Here is a 20,263-nt window from a genome sequence, read left to right on the forward strand (position 1 = left end):
TTCCTGGCCTTCAGTTCCTGGCCGGCTCGTCCTTCAGCGAGCGCAGCATCGGCGGGTGCAGCAGCTCGGCCGGCCCGCGCCGGTAGAGCTTGGCCGGCCGGCCGCCGTCACGGGTGGTGGTGCCGCCGGTCTCGACGAGAAAGCCCTCGGCCTTGGTGACCTTGCGGTGGAAGTTGCGCGGGTCGAGCGTCCGGCCCCAGACGATCTCGTAGACCCGCCGCAGGTCCGCCACCGTGAACTCCGGCCCGCAGAAGGCCGCGCCCAGCGAGGTGTACTCCAGCTTGGCGCGGGCCCGCTCGACGCCGTCGAGCATGATGCGGCGGTGGTCGAAGGCCATGACCGTGAGCGCGTCGACCGGCTGCCAGCTCATGTGGGCCTGCTCCGAGGCGGGCAGGTCGGGGGCGAGGCCGAGGTAGGCGACGCTCAGCACGCGCTGGCGCGGGTCGCGGTCGGGGTAGCCGTAGGTCTGGAGCTGCTCCAGGTGCACCGGCGCGCCGGGCAGGCCGGCCCGCTCGGCCAGGATGCGCCTGGCGGCGTCGGGAAGGTCCTCGTCGAGCTGGATGAAACCGCCCGACAACGACCAGCGCCGCAGGAACGGCGGGTTGTCGCGGCGCCACACCAGGGCGCTCAGGGCGTTGTTGCGCACGGTGAGCACCACCAGGTCGACGCTGACCGGCACGCTCGGGACCATGAACGGCACGTTACACGCACCGGCGAGCGGGCCGCGAACGCCGCGTCAGGTCGTGATCCGCACGTGCAGGGGCTCGGTGGAGGTCAGACCCGCCGCCCCCTTGACGGTGATCCGTACCCATTCGCCGGCCGGCACCTGGGCCCAGTCGAACGGCACCCATGCCGTCACCATGCCCTCGGGCAGCTCCTCCAGCGGGTTCTCGTCCAGCCAGCCGACCTCGGAGACGACCAGGTCGCGCACGCCGCCGGACCACTCGACGGAGACGGCGCCGTCCTTGAGGTTGTAGCCGCGCACCTCGACGCCGTCCTGGATGTCGCGCGAGGTCCTGATGGCGTCGACGGCGATCGGCCGCCGCCAGTCGGCGGTGATCTCCTTCTCCAGCGACGGCTCGCCGCAGGTCATGTAGTCGCTCCACATGTAGGAGACGACCTTCTGGACGTACCGGCCGGTCATGGTGACGGCCTGGTCCAGGCGTTTCTTGTCGGTCTTGCCGCGGGTGCCCTGCGGGGCGCACGGCTGATCGCCCGACGGCTCGAACGCCTCCACGTTCGCCCACAGGTCCACCTGGTAGCCGGCCTGGAGCATCTCCTCGCGGGCCAGCGACATCTCGCGGTAGTAGTCGCGGGTGGAGCCGTGGTAGGCGGTGCCGTACGTGGCCTCGCCGACCACCGGCCGCAGCCGCTCGTCCACCTCGGCGCCGCGCTCGTCCGGCCAGAACAGGCCGACCTTGCCGGTGCCGCGGCTGTCCTGCGGGGCGATGATGCCGACCCCGGTCTTGGCCAGCTCCTTGAACGCCTCGGCCACCTGCTTGGGCGTCTGGCCGAAGGCCTTGCGCTTACGGGCGTCCATGTAGGGGCTGATGAGGATGGGCTTGCCGGGGAGCTCCTGCTCGACGATCGTGTGCTGGTCGGCGTAGACCTCCAGCGTCGGGTTCGAGGCCAGGGTGTCCGACATCTGCACCTCGAACGGCTGGTAGACGCCGCCGAGGGAGTCCCGGTCGGCGAAGCGGGCGCCGTAGTCCTGGAGGATGCGCCGGGTGAGGGTGGTCAGCGTGCCGAGGTGCTTCTTGTTGGCCCTGATCTCGGTGTTCGGGTCGCGGGGCGCGAGCGGCAGCGCGGGAAAGACGCGCATGCCGAACTGGTCGCCGAGGTCGAGGAGCTGGGTCAGGCTGTCGTTCTCGGCGCCGGCGACGAGGATCAGGTCGTAGGAGGCGCCCTTGCGGGAGAAGTCGCAGGTGGAGTCGTCCGAGCCGTCGGGCTGGGTGATGATGCGGAAGTAGGTGCGCTTGCCGGCCCGCACCGCGTGCTCCACCTCGGGGCAGCGGAACAGGTCGGGGCCGAACGACTCGTCTGTGCGGTAGACGTACGTGCGGCCGATGCGGTTGTCCGGGTGGGCCTTCATCAGGTCGCGCTCGGCGGCGTCGTGGCAGCTCATGCCGTCCTCGCGGCAGCCCTTGTAGAGGGAGTCCAGCTCGCCGTCCCTGGTCAGGATGTCGCCGGAGGACGAGACCGTACGGAACTGCAGGCCGTAGCCGATCCTGATGACGGTGTCGCCGCCGACGTCGTGGATCTCCTTCAGCTGGGTGCGCCAGGTGCAGGGGTTCGACTTCGGCATGATCCAGTAGCCGGTGACCGCGTAGGGGGCCTTCTCCCGGGTCTCGAACGTTCCACAGTCGTCGGTGAACTCGCTCACCTTGGGCGTGGGGGCCTCGGCGGACGGCGTCGGCTTGGCCGGGGTGGTCTTCACCACCGACGCGACCTTCTGCCCGGGACCCGGCTGGAGCACGATGACCACGGCGGCGACCGCGGCCAGGATCGCCACACCCAGGACGAGGAGGAGCCAGCGCACCTTCGACGACCCGCCGCCCGCTATGGCTTGACCCCCGCCCAGGCTTCGAGCTGGGCGACGAAGCGCTTGGCGGAATTGGGCCAGTGGTGGTTGGCGCGGGCGGCCGCGTAACCGCGCGCGCCCTGCGCCTTGCGCTCGCGTACGTCGTCGCGGAGCGTCAGCACGGCCTGGGCCACCGCCTTCGGGTCCTGCCAGGGCACGACCATGCCGCTGTCGTAGCGCTCGACGAGCTCCACGGCGCGCGGCGAGGGGGTGGTGATGACCGGGATGCCGTGCGCCATGTACTCGACGATCTTGGTGGGCATCGAGTGGCGGTAGTTGGGCTCGTCGTGCAGCAGCGACAGCCCGGCGAGCGCGCCGTCGAGCCGCTTCAGCGCCTCGTCGTTGGGCATGAAGTCGCGCCACTCCAGCAGGCCCTCGGTCACGGCCTGGTTGAGCACCGGACGGCTCTGCGGGTCGGCGTAGCCGATGAGCTCCACCGCCACGCGGTACGGCTGGAGCAGCTTGGCCACCTCGACCGCCTCCAGCACGCCCCGGGCCCGCGACAGCCAGCCGAGGTAGACCACCCGGTCGTCACCGGGCGGGGTGACGGAGTCGGGCACCCAGGTCTCGTTGGGCACGATCGGGTGGGCGTCCTTGAACCGGCCCGCGTACGCGGTCTCGGCCAGCAGGAGATGCAGGTGACGCTCGGCGGTGCCTTCGAGCAGCCGCGCGAGGAAGCGCACCGGCGGGCGCAGCGGCGAGGGCAGCCACGGCTTGAGCGAGAGCGTGGCCGGGGTGTCCTCGTGGACGTCCCACACCACCGGCGGCCGGTTGCGCACGCCCCACACCGCGAACAGCAGCTCGGGATCGTGGATCAGGACCAGGTCGACCTTGTCGCGCATGCGCTTGAACAACCGGCGGGCCGCCCAGACCGCCGCCACCCGCTTGCGCTGGGCGGCCCTGGGGAGGTCGACGCCGTTCACCCAGGGTCTCGGCACGACCCCGAAACCGGTGAAGGAGGCGGCATACGTGACCTCATGACCGGCATCCACGAGCGCGCGGATCTGCCGATGCAGGATCCTCGCGTCCTCGGGGTTATGCACCACCGTCATGACGAGCACGTGCACTGCGCGCAGCCCTCCGTCGCTACAGCCGCTCGACGCGTTCACCCTCGGCGAGCACGCCGCGGGTGTCGAGCACGAGCCTGGCCTTCGCCTCGACCATGTCGAGATCGAACGCGGCATGCTGCTGAAGCAGCAGCGTGACGTCCGCGTCGACCACGGCCTCGGCCAGATCCTCTTCACGCGGCACCGGGGTGCCGTCCACCGACCACTCCTTGACGTACGGGTCCGCGAACGAGAGATCGGCGCCCAGTTCGAGCAGCGCGCGGGCCACCGGCAGTGCCGGGGTCTCCCTCTCGTCGGCGATATCCGGTTTGTAGGTGACGCCGAGCATAACGACTTTGGCGCCGTTCACGGGCTTCTTATGCCGGTTGAGCAATCGCTGGACGCGCGCCACCACGTACGACGGCATCCGCTCGTTGATCTCCTGCGCCAGCTCCACGAACCGGAACGGGTAGCCGAGCTTGCGCACGGTGTAGGACAGGTAGGACGGGTCCACGGGGATGCAGTGGCCGCCGACGCCCGGTCCCGGCAAGAACTTCTGGAAGCCGAACGGCTTGGTCGCCGCCGCCTCTATCGACTCCCACAGGTTGACGCCGAGCTCGTCGCAGAAGATCGCCATCTCGTTGACGAGGGCGATGTTCACGTGCCGGTAGGTGTTCTCCAGCAGCTTGGCCATCTCGGCCTCGCGGGTGCCGCTGACCGGCACGACCTGCTCGATGAAGCGGCCGTAGAACGCCGTCGCGCGGTCCCGGCAGGTCGCGGTGTAGCCGCCGACGACCTTGGGGGTGTTGCGCAGGCCGAACTTGGGGTTGCCCGGGTCGATGCGCTCGGGCGAGAAGGCCAGGTGGAAGTCCTCGCCGGCGGTCAGCCCCGAGCCCTCGAGCAGAGGGCGGACCAGCTCGTCGGTGGTGCCGGGCCACGTGGTGGACTCCAGCACGACGAGGGTGCCCTTGGTGAGGTTGCGGGCGACGGCCTTGGCGGCGCCCTCGACGGCGGAGAGGTCCGGACGGTGGTCCTCGTCCAGCGGCGTCGGGACGCAGATGACGATGGTGTTGCTCCGGGCCAGCACGCTCTCGTCGAGCGTGGCGGTGAAACCGTTGGCCAGCATGTGCTCAAGGTCGGCGTCGGTCAGGTCGTCGATGTAGGACTGTCCCGCGGTGAGCGCCTCGACCTTGCGGGGGTCGACGTCCACACCGACAACGCGCAGACCAGCGCCGACCGCCTCCTTGGCGAGCGGCATGCCGACGTAGCCCAGGCCGATGACAGCCAAGTCTATTTCTGTCACAGCTGTGCCTTTGGGAGCCGGATACAACACTTCATGGTGGCAAAGGTTATCTCAAGTCCACCTAGCTCACGCCTAATGCGACCGAAACCGTCACAACGTACAGCCAACACGAAGGTCAACTTTCGGCAAGCGACTGGTAAAGGGACCGGTAGGTCTCGGCAACGCGGCTCCAGGTCCGCTTGGCGGCCACCTCCGCGCGGCCGGCCTCGCCCATCTCGGCCCGCCTGGCAGGGTCCTCCCGCAGCCCGGCGACGGCCTCCGCCAGCGCCTCGGGGTCGCCCGGCGGCACCAGCAGGCCGGCGCCGTCGGAGCCGACCAGCTCCGACAGGGCGGGCAGGTCGCTGAGCACCACCGGCTTGCCGAGCGCCATGGCCTCGACCGGCTTCAGCGGCGTCACCAGCCGGCAGACCCGCAGGTCCTCGCGCGGGCAGGCGAAGATGTCGATGGCGTCCTGGGCCTGCAGCGCCTCGTCGGGGCCGACCCGGCCGGGCAGGATCGCGTCCTTGAGCCCCAGCTCCTCGACCAGCGCCAGCAGGTTCTCCCGCTCGGCGCCGTCGCCCACGATGAGCACCCGCACCGGCGTGCCCGCGTCGCGCAGCAGCGCGCCGGCCCGCAGCAGGGTGGCGAAGCCCTCGTAGGCCACGATGCTCGACACCGAGCCGACGACGATCTCGCCGGGCTCGATGCCGTGCGCGGCGCGGAAGGAGGCGCCGTCGTAGCGGGCGGTGAGCAGGGAGTCGTCCACGGCGTTGGGCGCGAGGTGGATGCGCTCCCTGGGCACGCCGCGCTCGACGATCTCCGTGGCCATGGTCTCGGCCAGCGTGACCACCGCGTCGGCCTCGCGCATCAGGAACGCCTCGCGCTCGCGCTGGAGCACGTGCCGCTCGCTGCCGACCCGGATCGGGTCGCGGGAGGCCCAGGTCTCCTCCAGGAAGCCGCGCACCTCGTAGACGAACGGCGTGCCCGTACGGTCGCGCACGGCGTGCGCCACCGAGCCGTTGCGGTGGTCGGTGGCGGCGTGCAGGACCTGCGGGCGCAGCTCGGTGACGAGCCTGGTGACCGAGTCGGCGCCCCTGACCATGCGGCCGCGCATCTCGAAGGGCACCTCGCCGTGCCCGTCCGGCAGGTGCCGGTAGTAGGGGATGCCGTCGATCTCCTCGTACGGCGGCGCGTCCGCGTGCCCCTGCATCATCGGCCAGCCCCAGCTCGTGACCACGTGCGGGTCGAGCCCCGCGGCCTTCTGCGAGGTGACGATGCGGTGGGTGCGCACGGTGTAGCCGGCCTGCGTGTACGGCAGCGCGTTGGTGACCAGGTGCAGGACCCGGCCCTTGACCCGCTCCAGGATGGCCACCTTGGGGCCGGGCGGGATCGGGTCGGGGCTGATGGCGGCCAGCTCACCGCGGTAGTAGGCGGCCCTGCGCTTGATGAACGGGTATTTCGTGTGGGCTTCCAGCACGGCGGCGGCCTCGCTGACCCGGCCGGCGTCCCAGTGCGCCTTGGCCTCGTTCCACGGGCCCTTGAGCACCCGCATGCCGAACTTGCGCACCATGCGCCGGGCGCCCCGGGCCGCGGGCCAGGCCACGCTGCCCACAATGGGGCGCAGCCGGGGCGGGAGCGCGTCGGCGGCCGCCTGGGCGACGCGGACGGGGTCGGACTTGACCTTGGTCGCGACGACGCGGGAGACGATGATCGGGTGCTGGACGAAGCCCTTGAGAAGCCCGCCGACACCGGCGCGGGCGGACTTCGCGGAAACCCTGCCGGCGCTTTGGGAGGAGTCTTGACGACTGGCGTCGGATGCCACGCGGTGACCGTACCATAGGCAGCGTTTTTTCCCTTCCGCTATGAAAGGCGAGGTCATGAGGGAGAACCCCCTGGTCCTCCACGTATTGGGAGCTCGTCCCAATTTCGTGAAAGCGGCCCCGGTGGTGCGGGCACTCGGCGAGCTCGGCGTGCGGCAGGGCATCATCCACACCGGTCAGCACTACGACGCCCTGATGTCCGACGTGTTCTTCGCCGACCTCGGCCTGCCGGAGCCGGTGGCCAATCTCGGGGTCGGCTCGGGCAGCCACGCGAAGCAGACGGCGGCCCTGCTCGTCGGGCTGGAGGAGGTCGTCGAGGAGCACGACCCCGACCTGGTCGTGGTCTACGGCGACGTCAACTCGACCCTCGCCGCCATCCTCGTCTGCGCCAAGCTCGGCGTGCGGACGGCGCATGTGGAGGCGGGGCTGCGCTCGTTCGACCGGGGCATGCCCGAGGAGGTCAACCGGGTCGTCACCGACGCCCTCGCCGACCTGCTCTTCGCCACCTCGCCCGAGGCGCTCGCGTACCTGGCCGGCGAGGGCGTGCCGGCCTCCAAGGTGCACCTGGTGGGCAACCCCATGATCGACAGCCTGTACGCCGCCCTCCCCGCGCTGGACCCGGCCCCCGTGGTCGCGCGGCTCGGCATACCGGACCGGTATGCCGTCGCGACCCTGCACCGCCCGGCCAACGTGGACACCCCCGAGGCCGCCAAGGAGCTGGTGGACGCGGTGCTGGAGGTCTCGCGGCAGGTCCCGGTCGTGGTGCCGGTGCACCCGCGCGGCAAGGCCAGGCTGGCCGAGGCCGGTCTCGTGGACGGCGGGACGGTCAGGGTCGTCGATCCGCTCGGCTATGTGGACTTCCTCTCACTCGTGCGCGGTGCCGCCCTGGTCGTCACCGACTCCGGCGGCGTGCAGGAGGAGACGACGATGCTGGGCGTCCCCTGCCTCACCCTGCGGCCCAACACCGAGCGGCCGATCACCATCACGCATGGCACGAACCGCCTGGTCACCCCCGCCCTGCTGCCCGCCGCGGCGGAGAAGGCGCTGGCCGACGGCGCGGCCACCCCGGCCGGCGAGCTGCCGGTGCTGTGGGACGGCAAGGCCGGGCCGCGCATCGCCACGGTGATCGCCGGCTGGCTCAAGGGCGACAACCTGGCACCGGCTTCCCAGGCAAAACGCCCCGAATAGTCACCATCGGCGGCGTAACATGGCAAATCTCCCCTGAGCGTTAGGCGTCATCACCATGGCCGAAACCCCTGAGCCCCCCTCGTTCCAGCGACTCGGTCCCGTCAACTGGCTGCCCGAGGAGCGCAAGGTCGTCGAGCGTCACGAGGCGGAGCTCAGGGAGCTGCGGCGACGCCTGGAGATCGCCGAGGCCAAGGCCGCGTACGCGACGTGGAAGCTGGAGGCGACCCAGGCCAAGCGGACGTATAAGCTGGGCGAGGCCCTGGGCTCGAAGAGCCCGGGGAAGATCATGGACGCGGTCCGCTCAAAGGAGCGCGCGCCGAAGCCGCCGATGCCCGTCACCGAGGCCGTCGAGCTGGCGAACAACCGGCCCCCGCTGGTCGAGGTGCCGGCCGTGAAGTGGCCGGCCGGCCCGGTCAACCGGCCGGACCTCAAGGTCGCGGTGATCCTCGACGACTTCTCCCGCATGGCCTTCCGCTACGAGTGGGACCAGATCGAGTTCGGGCTCAAGGACTGGCCGGAGATCTTCGCCGACAAGCGGCCCGACCTGCTGTTCTGCGAGTCGGCCTGGCATGGCAACCAGGGCCGCTGGCGCTACCAGATGACCGGGACCAACGCGCCCAAGGAGCCGCTGCGCGAGCTGGTGGCCTGGTGCAGGAGCGAGGGCATCCCGACGGTCTTCTGGAACAAGGAGGACCCGCCGAACTTCGACTTCTTCATCGACACGGCCAAGCTGTTCGACTACGTGTTCACGTGCGACGGCGACATGCTGCCGAAGTATCGGGAAATTTTGGGACACGACCGGGTTGATGTGCTGCAGTTCGCCGCCCAGCCGCGCGTCCACAACCCGATCCAGCAGAAGCAGGGCCGCCTCCACGACGTGGTCTTCGCCGGGATGTACTTCCGCGACAAGCACCCCGAGCGCCGCGAGCAGATGGAGACCGTCCTCGACCCGGTGCGCGAGCTGGGCCTGCACATCTTCGCCCGCAACGGCGAGGTGGACGAGAAGTACGCCTGGCCCGAGAAGTACCGGCCGCACATCGTGGGCGAGCTGCCCTACGACCAGATGCTGTCGGCGTACCGGATGTACAAGGTCTTCCTCAACGTCAACTCCGTGCTCGACTCGCCGACCATGTGCGCGCGGCGGGTCTTCGAGCTGTCGGCGTGCGCGACCCCGGTCGTGACCGGCTGGTCACGGGCCATCGAGGAGACCTTCGGCGACCTCATTCCCGTCGCGCGCGAGCCGGTCGAGTCGTACAACCAGGTGCTGCACCTGATCAACAGCCCCGAGCTGCGCGCCAGGATGGGCCACCTCGCCATGCGCGAGGTCTTCGACAAGCACCTGTTCTCGCACCGCGTGGACCAGATCCTCCAGGACCTCGGCCACCACGTCGAGCCGCGCACCCGCTCGATCTCGGTCGTGCTGCCCACCAACCGCGCCTCCCAGATCGAGCACGCCATCTCGTCGGTGGCCAAGCAGCTCCACCGGCCGCTCCAGCTCGTCATGGTGCTGCACGGCCTCGACATCGACCCCGTCGTGGTGGCCGACAAGGCCCGCATGGCCGGGATCACCGACGTCGTGGTGCTGCCCGCCGCCGCCGAGCTGTCGCTCGGCGCGTGCATGAACCTCGGCATCTCGGCTGCCGAGGGCGACCTCATCGCCAAGATGGACGACGACAACCTCTACGGCGAGCACTACCTGTCGGACCTGGTGCGGGCCTTCGACTACTCCGACGCCGAGCTGGTCGGCAAGGGCGCGCACTACGCCTACTTCGAGGGCTCCAACACCACGATGCTGCGGCTGCCCGGCCTGGAGCACCGCTACTCGTTCCTGGTGCAGGGCGGGACGTTCCTCGGCAAGGCGGACATGTTCCGCTCCTACCGGTTCGCCGACATCACCCGGGGGGAGGACACCGAGCTGGTGCGGCGGCTCAAGGAGGACTCCGTCAAGATCTACTCGGCGGACCGCTTCAACTTCGTCTACTGGCGCAGCGCCGACGCCTCGATGCACACCTGGCAGGCCGACCACATCAAGCTGACCCGCAACGCGCAGTTCGCCTTCGTCGGGCGGCCGGACGACCACGTGCTCATCTGATCAGCGCTTGACCCTGGCGAGGTTCTGGTCGGCCAGCTTGGCCAGCTCGTAGAGGCCGTCCGGCTGCACCTGGCGGCCCACGACGAGCATGCTCATGATGAGGTTGCCCCGCCGGATCATCACCGAGCCGATCTCGGCGCTCTCCTTCCCGCCGGCGGCCGTGGTGAGGTAGGCGCGCGACTGGTCGCCCTTCGCCGGCATGGGCAGCATGCGGGTCCGGTAGACGACCTTGGCGCCGTCGACGTCGGCGGTGTAGGAGGCGCACTTCGCCGGCAGCGGCGCGGGGAAGGCTGCCGACGGCAGCGCGACCACGGCCTGGGTGATCGAGCCGCGCTCGGCGGCGAAGGCGATCACGGCGGCGGGGGCCTTGGCCACGTCGGGCCGCGCGGCGTCGAGCTGGGCCGCGCCGGCGCACTCCGGACGCTCCAGCCGGGCCTGGCGAACCGCGGCGAGGCCCTGCTGGGTGGACTTGAGCGAGCCGAACGCGCCCAGCTCCGGGCCGTACGAGATGTGCATCCCCTCGGGCACGGGCAGCAGCGCGGCCCGCAGCTTCGCGGCGTCGGCGGGCGGCGACCCGGCGCCCTGCGCCGGCTCGACGGCCGCGTCGGCGGCGGCGGGCGGGGCCTGCGCCTCCGACGACGAGCATCCGGCGACGGCCATCATGCTCAGGAATATGCCGGAAACGGCCTTAAGCATGAGTTCTCCCATTCCATTGGCGGCATTCTCGTGAACGTTAGAGGAGTCGCGGGCCCGCCACCCCGGCAACGTCGTTATCTGCGGAATTCAGCGGGTTTGTCGGCACCGGTCGGACAACCACCTTCACCTGCGGCGACGGCCCCGCTACGGATCAAGGAGCCAAATCGGCATTCGCCGTAATAGGCCGCGCAAAATGTTTCTCTGGGCGCTGCGCGTCCCCGTACCCGGCCCTTCCGGGGCTGCCGATGATCGCGCCATGACTCTGACGCCACGGGACCTCGGGATGAATCTGTCCATTTCCCGCCGCGACTTCTTCGACGGCATCGCGGTGGGCGCCCTGGGGAGCGTGGTCTCCGTGAGCCCGGCCGAGGCGGCGCCGTCGGCCCCGTCGTCCCCGTCGTCCTCGGCCTATGGGTTCGGCGGCGGCGCCCCCGAGGCCCTCAGCGTGCCGCACGCGCTCAGGGACGGCCGCTTCTGGCAGTACGCCGGCCCGCCCGAGCCCACCGGCGAGAGCTACGACCTCGTCGTGGTCGGCGGCGGGCTCAGCGGCGTCAGCGCGGCCGGCGAGTGGCTGCGCCGCCGGCCGGGCGCGAGCGTGCTGGTCATCGACAACCACGACGAGATCGGCGGGCAGGCGCGGCGGGTGATGTTCCACCGCCAGAGCGCCCCCGGCCGGACCGGCGCCGGGCTGGTGGACGCGGTCATGTGCGACGAGGAGAGCTTCGGCGCCGACACGCTGGTCCGGCTCACCGGCGACTGGGTCGCGCGGCTGCCGATCGCCGCCCGCGCCAGGGACGACCTGCGCAGGCTCCGCCACGACCCTCCCGACTGGTTCCCCGGGCTGCCCGCCGAGGCCAAGCAGGAACGGCTGGCCGGGCTGACGTACTCGGCGTTCCTGCTGGAGGCGTGCGGCGCGCACCCGGACGTGGAGCGCTTCTGCCGGAGCATGTCCTGCCCCGAGTGGGGCTACGACACCCGGGCGCTCGGCGCGATCGACGCCTGGGGCACCGGCTATCCGGGGTTCGGCGGGCTCGGGCTGGAGAAGGACAAGCCGTCGCGGTACAACTCGCCGACGGTCAGGAGGCAGTGGGGAGCCGGCGAGGTCCACCTCTTCCCCGAGGGGAACCAGGCGCTGGTGCGCACGATGGTCGCGCGCCTGCTGCCCGACCCCGGCTCCCCCGACCGGCCGGGCGACCGGGTGCGGTTCCGGCTGTCCAGCCCGGTCGTGTCGGTGCGCGACGGCGAGGGGGCGGCCGAGGTCGCCTACTTCGACGGGCACCGGGTCAGGAGCGTGGCGGCCGGGTCGGTCATCCTGGCCTGCTGGAGCGCGGTGATCCCGTACCTGGTGCCGGAGCTGCCCGACGAGCAGCGCCAGGCGCTGGGCGAGGCGGTACGGGTGCCGCTGCTGCACGCGAGCGTACGGGTGCGCGACTGGGACGCCTGGCGGCGGGCCGGGGTGCGCAGGGTGCGGTGGACGGGGGCGTACTGGTCGCTCGCCGAGCTGGAGACGCCCCGGCGGGCGGGCGGGCCGGCCGAGGTGCACCTGCTGGCCACGCCGTGCCGGGCGGAGCTGGGGCCGAAGGCGGGGGCGGCGGCGGGCCGGCGTGAGCTCATCAGGACGCCGTACGAGGTGCTGGAGCGTACGATCCGCGAGCAGCTGGCCCGGCTGCTCGGCCCGGCGGGCTTCGACCCCGCGCGGGACGTCGAGGGCATCACGGTCAACCGCTGGGGCCACGGGAACGCGCCGGAGTACTGCCGGCCCTGGCACGCCTTCTACCCGGACGGGCCGTACCCGGCAGAGGCGGCCCGCCGCCGGTTCGGGCGGATCGCGATCGCGGGCTCGGACGCGGCGCCCGCCGCCCGCGCCGACGCCGCCGTGACGGCGGCCTTCCGCGCGGTGGAGGAGCTGACGGGGTGAGATCCGCGCTGGTCGAGCCGGGGATGGGCGGCGACGGCTCGGCTCACGGCCCGCCACTGCCGGGGGATCTTGTCCCAATAATCACGGTAATGAACGTGTTCCTCCCACTGCGCCGGAAGCGTAAACGGTGCTAGTCTCCTGTGCGATCTTCCGGAGGTGTATTTACACAAGGTGTGGAAATGCCCCCGACTCGAGGTTGGGACATGGGCTCGCGAAACCGGTCTATTCGGTTCAAGATCTTCTTATTGCTGCTGCTACCCCTCCTGTCTCTGAGCGCGCTCTGGGGTTTCGTCCTCAACCTCACCATGGGCGACGCCCAGTCACTGCTCCGCGGCGGCACGCTTTACCGGACCATCGGCGTCGCCACCTCCGACCTGGCAATTCAGCTCCAGGCCGAGCGCATGCGCACCGCCGAGGCGCTCACGACGCGTGAGCTCACCGAGGTGCTCGGCGCCCAGCGCGCCCGTACCGACCGCGCGGTCGAAGACCTCCGCATCGCCGTCGCCGAGGCCGGGGGCGGCGCCGCCGCCGACGTACGCGGCCCGCTGAGCGCGCTCTGGCCCGCGCTCGACCGGCTCGGCCCCGTCAGGGCGGACATCGACGCCGGGCGCGGCTCCCGACTGGGCGGGCTGACCGCGTACAACACCATCGTCGACGCGCTGTTCGCCGTCTACTCCCAGCTGCTCACCGTCACCGACCTGGCCATCGTCCAGCAGGCCACCGCGATGCAGACCATGGGCCTGGCCAGGGAGTACATCGCCAGGGAGCAGGCGCTCGTCCTCGTGGGGATCGGCCGGCAGCGGCTCAGCGGGTCCGAGGTCTCCGCCTTCACCGAGTACGCCGCCTCGCGCCGCTTCCTGCACGCGCGCGGCCTCGCCGGTCTCGACGTGACGATGCGGCGGCCGTACGAGCAGCTCTTCGCCTCCGACACCTTCCAGACCTTCGTCGCCATGGAGGCGCGGATCGCCCAGACCGGCACGCCGCCCACGAACGGCACCGCCTGGACCGACACCCTCGACAAGCTCAGCGCCCAGCTCGACAAGGACGCCCGGACCGCCTCCGAGGCCCTGGCCGCCCGCACCTCCGAGGCCGCCACCGCCACCGTCGTCCAGATCGCCGTCGCGGGCGGCGTCGGGTTGATCGCGGTGCTCGCGTCGATCATCATCTCTGTACGCTTCGGTCGCCGCCTGGCCGGAGAGCTCGGCGGGCTGCGCGCGGCCGCGGTCGAGCTGTCGGAGCGCCGCCTGCCCGACCTCGTGGCCAGGCTGCGCAAGGGCGAGGACGTCGACGTGAAGAAGGAGGCCAAGGCGATCAAGGTCAGCGGATCCGCGGAGATCATCGACGTGGCCAGGGCCTTCGGCTCCGTGCAGCGCACCGCCGTCAACGCCGCCGTCGGCCAGGCCGCGCTGCGCCGCGGCGTCGGCCAGGTCTTCCTCAACCTCGCCCGGCGCAAGCAGGGCCTGCTGCACCGCCAGCTCGCGCTGCTCGACGGCATGCAGCGGCGCACCCACGACCCCGACAAGCTCGAAGAGCTCTTCCGCCTCGACCACCTGACCACCCGCATGCGGCGGCACGCCGAGAGCCTCATCGTGCTGTCCGGCTCCGCGCCCGGCCGCGCCTGGCGCAAGCCGGTGCCAGTGATCGACATCGTCCGGGCCGCCGTCGCCGAGGTCGAGGACTACACCAGGGTCGAGGTCCAGGCCATGCCGGTCAGCGCGTTCGACGGCGCCGCCGCCGCCGACCTCACCCACCTGGTCGCCGAGCTCATCGAGAACGCCACCATCTACTCGCCACCCGACACCGCCGTCCACGTGCGCGGCGACCAGGTCAGCAACGGCTACGCGATCGAGATCGAGGACAAGGGCCTCGGCCTGTCCGCCACCGAGTACGCGGCCACCAACCGCATGCTCGCCAACCCGCCCGAGTTCGACCTGGCGGACAGCGACCGGCTCGGCCTGTTCGTGGTGGCGCGGCTGGCCGAACGGCACGGCATCAAGGTCATGCTGCGGCGCTCGCCGTTCGGCGGCACCACGGCCATCGTCCTGGTGCCGCGGTCCCTGGTGACCGAGCAGAGCGCGCTGACGGCCGGCAGCGGCGGCGAGGAGATGGCCGCGGTGCCGAGCCGTACGAGGAAGAAGGCGCTCGCGGTCGTGACCTCGGGCACCCACAAGGGGCTGCCCCGGCGCGTACGCCAGGCCGGCCTCTCGCCCAAGCTCGCGGAGGCGCCCCAGAGCCCGCCGCAGCCGCCCGCTGAGGAGAAGCCCGCCGAACGCTCTCCCGACGAGGTCCGCGACCTGTTCTCCGCCTTCCAGCGGGGAACCCAACGCGCCCGAGAAGAAGCCTCTGAGGAGGGGCCATGAGTAAGGGGGATGCATGAGTGTGCCGACCACCAACACCGGTGAGCTGAACTGGCTGCTTGACGACCTGACGTCGCGGGTCGCGGCGGTGCGCCAGGCGGTCATCCTGTCGACCGACGGGCTGGCGATCGGATACTCCAAGGGGCTCATCCGGGAGGACGCCGAGCACCTGTCGGCCGTGGCGGCCGGTTTCCAGAGCCTGGCCCGCGGCACCGGACGCCACTTCGGCGGCGGCGACGTGCGCCAGACCATCGTGGAGATGGAGTCGGCGTTCCTGTTCGTGACCGCGGCGGGGCAGGGCACCTGCCTGGCCGTGATCGCCGAGGCGAACGTGGACGTCGGGCACATCGCGTACGAGATGGCCATGCTGGTCAAGCGGGTGGGCCAGCACATCACCACCAACCCGCGCGCCGGAGCGTCATGAGCGACAGCCCGCAGTGGTTCGATGAGGAGGCCGGACCCGTCGTCCGGCCCTATGCTCTCATCCGTGGCCGTACGCGTCCCTCCGGGGACGTGTTCGACCTCGTCGCGATCGTGCGCGCCGTCGGCGAGACGCCGACCGGCGAGCTCGGTCCCGAGCAGCGACTGATCCTGCGGGCTGCCCGGGCTCCGATCTCGGTGGCCGACCTGGCCGTCGAGCTGGACCTGCCCGTCGGTGTCGTCCGGGTGCTCCTGGGCGATCTGCGTGACCACGGCCTCATCTCGGTGTCGTCGCCCTCCGCCGGAGGCCCGCGCACGAACGAGCGCATTCTCAAGGAAGTGATCAATGGACTCCGTGCTCTCTGAGGATCCCGTCGCGCTGAAGATCCTCATCGCCGGCGGCTTCGGCGTCGGCAAGACCACCCTGGTCGGGTCGATCAGCGAGATCAAGCCGCTGCGCACGGAAGAGGTGCTCTCCGACCGCGGGGTCGGCGTGGACGACCTCGACGGCGTGGAGGCCAAGACCACCACGACCGTGGCGATGGACTTCGGCCGCATCACCATCCGCGACGGGCTCGTGGTCTACCTGTTCGGCACCCCCGGGCAGGAGCGGTTCTGGTTCATGTGGGACGAGCTGTCCTACGGCGCGTTAGGGGCCGTGGTGATCGCCGACACCCGGCGGCTCACCGACTGCTTCCCGTCGGTCGACTACTTCGAGCAGCGCGGCACGCCGTTCGTGGTGGCCGTCAACTGCTTCGACGGCGCCGACCGGCACAGCGTGGACGACGTGCGGATCGCACTCGACCTCGACGACGACGTCCCGGTGATGCTGTGCGACGTACGCCGGCGCACCTCGGCCAAGGAAGTGATGATCACCCTGGTCGAGCACTCCCTGAGGACACTCACCTCGGCGAACTGACGACGGCGTTCGCCGGGCTGGTGGGACGGCCCCATTGCCGAGTTCATCGGCGTGCGGGCCGTTCTTGAAATCTGGGACAGGCCATCACGTCGACATGAGTAGTTCGCGCACGCGCTCTGTCGCGGCATGCTCCGCGCCGTAGATCCGCTCAAGGTCGGACAGGAGTGCGGCGAGGGTGCGCCGAGCCCGATCCAGCAATCCGGCGCTGCGCTCCAGCTCGCCGATCTGGCGCCGCAGTTCCAAAGCCTGCGGATCATCCTCCGCCGGGACGTCGGCCACCAGTGCCGTCATGAGGTGCAGCGCCTGTTCGACGTCGCCGAGGTGAGCGTGGCAGGTGGCTTCCTGGAGCCGGTAGTAGAACGCCTGACCCGTCTTGCTCGACGCCGCCAACTCGCCGTATATCTGGGCCGCTCGACGGTGGTCACCCGCCGCCATGAAGGCCTCGGCCAGCTCTTCCCGCAGTCCAGGCGCATCGGGCCCGCGGGCGAGGGCCCGCTCCAGTGTCGAGGTCGCTTCGCTGTACCGGGACTCCCGAATCAGTGTCTGCGCGTGGCGGCGAGCACGGCGTACGTCACCCTGGCCGAACTCGTCACCGGCTCCCCGCGCTTCTGCCGCTGACCTCGGCGGGTCCGTGACGGTGGTCCGGCTCAGCGCGCGGGCGTACAAGAGCAAGGGGCTCGCGCGGCGATCCGTCATGTCGCCCAGCGGCTCGGTGCCGTACAGGTAGGGGGTGAGCCGCTCGTACACCTCGCGGACGTTCGCGGGCCTGTCGGCAGGGTCCTTCTCCACCATCGCCATCAGCAGCTCATCCAGCCCACGTGGGATGTCGGGCCGGTGCCGCCCGGCCGGCATCGGTGGCGTCGTGATGTGCTGCGTCTTCACGCTGTGATCGTTGGGCCCGGTGAACAACGGGTGGCCGGTGGCCGCTTCGTAGAGTACGCACCCCAAGGAATAGATGTCGGCATGCACAGTCCCCCGCTTGCCTTCGACCTGCTCGGGAGACATGTACGCGGCGGTCCCGAGCTGCTGCCCGGTCTGGGTGAGCGTGGTCATGTCCGCGTCATGCATGAACGCCAGGCCGAAGTCCAGAACCCGGATCGAGCCGTCCCGGCAGAGCATGAGATTGGACGGTTTCAGATCCCGATGCAGAATGTCCTGCTCATGAGCAGCCTCCAGAACGGTCGCGATCTGGGCTCCGATGGACGCCACCCAGCCGATGGAGAGCGGCGCGTGCTCGGCGATGACGTCGTGCAGGCCGTTCCCCTCGATGTACTGCATGATCATGTAGTGGCGGCCGTCGACCGTCCCGAAGTCGTACAGCGCGGGAACGCCCGGGTGAGCCAAGCTGGACAGCGCCTTGGCTTCCCGGGCGAACCTCTGGTGCAGCTCCGCGTCCGGCAGAAGGACGAACTTGATCGCCACTTTCCGGGCGAGCACGATGTCGTGGGCGCCCCACACCTCGCCCATCCCGCCACGACCGAGCCGATAGGGGTCAAGCTGGTAACGACCGAGAAAGTGGGACACCAAGCCTCCCGGGGGTCACTCCGGGGTCAGACTCCCGTCAAGAAGCCCGTCGAGCCCGGCAACCACAAGATTATCGCTGATCTCGCGCAGCGCTCTGGCCGTATCCTCGAACACGAGAAGCTGAGCGAAGGCCTTTCCATACCGGCGCTGTTCCTCGATCGGCAGTCGGGGCAGCGACGCCCGCCGTGGATCCCTCCTGACGGTCGAACCGTGACGACTCGCGGCGGTGCTCTCAGCCCGTAGACAGCCAGCAAGGAAGTAGGGATCGAGCCGCTCCGGATCGGTCCGGAAGAGCAGCAGCTGCGATCCGAGCACAGCCCCTGCCCGGCTCATCACCCGTGGCGACGCGCCGCTGGAATGGAGCAGAGAGGCGATCACGTCGCCTTCCTCGATACGGACGAGTCCTGGAGCGTCACCAGTACGGCCAGTGGGCTCTCTGTTGAGCAGGAGATCCTTGGCCGTGAGCACGGGAAGGTCACCGTCTTCCTGGAGCTTGAGCGGACCTTGCATGATGGTGACGGCCCCTGCCCGGGCAAGCTCACCGAGGTTGGTCATCGCAAGATCTCGACGAGGTGTCGCGACGATTCGGGGAAGTCGCAGCTCCTTCACGATGGATGAGAGGCCATCACTCATCACGAGATATCCGGAAGTGGGCTCCTGCGTCGCCACCCGATGGCTCGTCGTCAGATCGATCTCCTCATCGAGAAGATCGATGATGCGAACCACCCGGCTGTTCTCCGGCAGCTCCGCTTTCTCTCGGTAGGCTCGCCACGCCGTCTCGGCCAGGACCAGGTCCTCGCCCGCGTTGACCATCAACACGTCCGACGGCGGCTCATCCCGTTGGGCGGGTTTGCGGAGGACCCACAGGTCGGGTGGTCCGCTGGAGGCGGGAGCGGCGCCGGGGAAGAGGCTGATGATGGCTCGCAGGGCGCCGGCTCTTAGGAGATTGCCGCGTATTCGCCTGCCCGGACGGCGACCGGCGGCCACACTCGGCATCATGATCACCACAAGCCCGCCTGGTTTCACGTGCGCCAGGCAATGCTGTACCCAGGCAAGTTCGGACTCACCGCGCGGTGGCAGACCGAACTCCCAGCGCGGGTCGCTGGTCAGCTCCTCATATCCCCAGCCGCGCTCGTTGAACGGCGGATTGCAGACCACGGCGTCGAACTGCGTGCCGGCGAAGGCGTCGTCACGCAGCGAATCGCCGGCTTCGATCTGCGCCGCATAACCATGAAGGCGTAGCCGGACACTGGTCAGCCTGGCGGCGTTCTCGTTCAGCTCCTGGCCCGATATGTGGATGCCGTGGCTTTCCAGCAATATGGTGCCGATTCCACAGGCCGGGTCGAGAACGGTGCCGCCCTCAGTGCTGCCGATCGCGGTCATCAGTCTCGCCACCGCTGGTGGAGTAGCAAGCAGGCGGCGGGAATGTAGATCGACATAGCGCTCACATATCCCGTCGAATGCGGCGCTCACGCCCTCCGCCTGCCCGATGTCCCTGATCTCCCTGGTCAGAGCATCATCAAGCCTGGCGCTCTCCCCCAGCAGAACCGCGCCGACCTCGGCCACCACCTCGCCCAACCGCAGATCGTCAGTGCTGCTGCGCAGCCGCTGCCAGAGTCGTTCCAGTGGTGACACCTCGACATAACGGCCGTGGTCCCGGAGCCACTGCTCCACTTCGCTCAGCGAGAAGGCAGGACTTGAGGCGGTGCCGCCCACAGGCTGGGGAAAGTCGTCGAAGCGCTTGCGCCAGTTACTCACCGCGGCCCGGCCGACGTCGGCCATCCGCGCGATGTCAACGGCATTGACCAGGACGTCGTCTTGCATCAGAGCCCCTCCTCCGGCAACCACAGCTCGTTTCCGGCATGGCGGAGCCGCCCGCGATAGTCCTCATGCCCTGGTAGCGCCCGCTCGACGGTGCTCCAGAACTCGGCCCCGTGATCGGGCCTGCGGATGTGGGCCAGCTCGTGAACGAGCACGTCGTCGATCGGGCTGGGGGGCAGTTGCATGGTGGCCCAGTGGATGTTGACCTGTCCGTCCCTCGAACACGATCCCCATCGGTAACCGAGCGGCCGGACTCGTAGTCCGTTGACCTCGACGCCGAGCCGGGTCACCCAGGGGCGCACCCGCTTGGACAGCCAGGGGTGGCCGACCCAGCGATACCAGCCGACGAGTTCCTTGGCAGGTGGGGCGTCGCCCAGCTCCCGCTTCTCCGCGAGCTTGCCGTACAGCCAGGGTCTTTTGGCCCCCACCACCTTGGTCAGCTCGGACTTCGACAGCTGGGGTGGAACGACCGCGGTAATGGAGGCGTCCCGTTCGACGGTCAGGCGTACGTTCTTGCGCCGATCGCTCACCGAGACGGCGACCTCCAGGTCACCGACTCGCAGGACTCCTGGTATTTCACTCACGGTCACCAGCATGCC

Annotated in this window: 16 protein-coding genes; 7 read left to right on the forward strand and 9 right to left on the reverse strand. The window is 70.1% G+C overall.

Annotation, left to right across the window (positions count from 1 at the left end; all coding sequences use genetic code 11):
* Nucleotides 1-10 precede the first annotated feature (10 nt).
* The 5 genes from ACBR40_RS30225 to ACBR40_RS30245 form a co-directional block, all read right to left on the reverse strand.
* Complete coding sequence (locus ACBR40_RS30225) at nt 11-691, reverse strand: NUDIX domain-containing protein (RefSeq protein WP_344208593.1); 681 nt, start codon at nt 689-691, stop codon at nt 11-13.
* A gap of 45 nt (nt 692-736) precedes the next feature.
* Nucleotides 737-2,539, reverse strand: coding sequence for a DUF4434 domain-containing protein (locus ACBR40_RS30230; RefSeq protein WP_371250942.1), 1,803 nt, complete (start codon nt 2,537-2,539; stop codon nt 737-739).
* 20 nt (nt 2,540-2,559) lie between these two features.
* Nucleotides 2,560-3,648 carry a glycosyltransferase gene (locus ACBR40_RS30235; protein ID WP_344208598.1) on the reverse strand — a complete coding sequence of 363 codons (1,089 nt, stop codon included), beginning with the start codon at nt 3,646-3,648 and terminating at the stop codon, nt 2,560-2,562.
* Between the two features lie 19 nt (nt 3,649-3,667).
* The gene (locus tag ACBR40_RS30240) at nt 3,668-4,915 is read right to left on the reverse strand and encodes a nucleotide sugar dehydrogenase (RefSeq protein WP_344208600.1); all 1,248 of its coding nucleotides are present in this window, start codon (nt 4,913-4,915) and stop codon (nt 3,668-3,670) included.
* 130 nt (nt 4,916-5,045) lie between these two features.
* On the reverse strand, nt 5,046-6,731 hold the full coding sequence (locus ACBR40_RS30245; RefSeq protein ID WP_344208602.1) for a glycosyltransferase family 4 protein: 1,686 nt from the start codon (nt 6,729-6,731) through the stop codon (nt 5,046-5,048).
* 55 nt (nt 6,732-6,786) lie between these two features.
* Here ACBR40_RS30245 and wecB point away from each other — a divergent pair, with 55 nt between their 5' ends.
* On the forward strand, nt 6,787-7,917 hold the full coding sequence (gene wecB, locus ACBR40_RS30250; protein WP_344208604.1) for a non-hydrolyzing UDP-N-acetylglucosamine 2-epimerase: 1,131 nt from the start codon (nt 6,787-6,789) through the stop codon (nt 7,915-7,917).
* A 55-nt stretch (nt 7,918-7,972) separates the two neighbouring features.
* Nucleotides 7,973-10,009, forward strand: coding sequence for a glycosyltransferase (locus ACBR40_RS30255; RefSeq protein WP_371250943.1), 2,037 nt, complete (start codon nt 7,973-7,975; stop codon nt 10,007-10,009).
* On the opposite strand, the gene ACBR40_RS30260 is transcribed toward ACBR40_RS30255, so the two are convergent.
* A complete protein-coding gene (locus ACBR40_RS30260; protein WP_344208609.1) occupies nt 10,010-10,672 on the reverse strand; it encodes a hypothetical protein in 663 nt (220 codons plus the stop codon).
* Between the two features lie 289 nt (nt 10,673-10,961).
* Here ACBR40_RS30260 and ACBR40_RS30265 point away from each other — a divergent pair, with 289 nt between their 5' ends.
* From ACBR40_RS30265 to ACBR40_RS30285, 5 genes are all read left to right on the forward strand, one after another.
* A complete protein-coding gene (locus ACBR40_RS30265) occupies nt 10,962-12,623 on the forward strand; it encodes an FAD-dependent oxidoreductase (protein WP_371250944.1) in 1,662 nt (553 codons plus the stop codon).
* A 245-nt stretch (nt 12,624-12,868) separates the two neighbouring features.
* Nucleotides 12,869-14,983, forward strand: coding sequence for a nitrate- and nitrite sensing domain-containing protein (locus tag ACBR40_RS30270; protein WP_371250945.1), 2,115 nt, complete (start codon nt 12,869-12,871; stop codon nt 14,981-14,983).
* A 13-nt stretch (nt 14,984-14,996) separates the two neighbouring features.
* The gene (locus ACBR40_RS30275; protein WP_329587382.1) at nt 14,997-15,404 is read left to right on the forward strand and encodes a roadblock/LC7 domain-containing protein; all 408 of its coding nucleotides are present in this window, start codon (nt 14,997-14,999) and stop codon (nt 15,402-15,404) included.
* A complete protein-coding gene (locus ACBR40_RS30280; RefSeq protein WP_344208615.1) occupies nt 15,401-15,766 on the forward strand; it encodes a DUF742 domain-containing protein in 366 nt (121 codons plus the stop codon). Before ACBR40_RS30275 ends, ACBR40_RS30280 begins: the two co-directional genes overlap by 4 nt.
* Entirely contained in the window at nt 15,747-16,319 is a 573-nt protein-coding gene (locus ACBR40_RS30285; RefSeq protein WP_344208617.1) for an ATP/GTP-binding protein, read from the forward strand. Before ACBR40_RS30280 ends, ACBR40_RS30285 begins: the two co-directional genes overlap by 20 nt.
* 84 nt (nt 16,320-16,403) lie before the next feature.
* Here ACBR40_RS30285 and ACBR40_RS30290 read toward each other — a convergent pair whose 3' ends face one another.
* The 3 genes from ACBR40_RS30290 to ACBR40_RS30300 are packed head-to-tail and all read right to left on the reverse strand — an operon-like array spanning nt 16,404 to nt 20,248.
* Nucleotides 16,404-17,843: a protein kinase gene (locus tag ACBR40_RS30290; RefSeq protein ID WP_344208619.1), complete on the reverse strand. Its 1,440-nt coding sequence runs from the start codon at nt 17,841-17,843 to the stop codon at nt 16,404-16,406.
* Nucleotides 17,844-17,858: 15 nt separating this feature from the next.
* A complete protein-coding gene (locus tag ACBR40_RS30295) occupies nt 17,859-19,667 on the reverse strand; it encodes an N-6 DNA methylase (protein WP_371250946.1) in 1,809 nt (602 codons plus the stop codon).
* On the reverse strand, nt 19,667-20,248 hold the full coding sequence (locus ACBR40_RS30300; RefSeq protein WP_371250947.1) for a M48 family metallopeptidase: 582 nt from the start codon (nt 20,246-20,248) through the stop codon (nt 19,667-19,669). Before ACBR40_RS30300 ends, ACBR40_RS30295 begins: the two co-directional genes overlap by 1 nt.
* Between the last annotated feature and the right edge of the window lie 15 nt (nt 20,249-20,263).

This window comes from Nonomuraea sp. AD125B (genome assembly GCF_041402765.1).
Taxonomy (GTDB): domain Bacteria; phylum Actinomycetota; class Actinomycetes; order Streptosporangiales; family Streptosporangiaceae; genus Nonomuraea; species Nonomuraea bangladeshensis.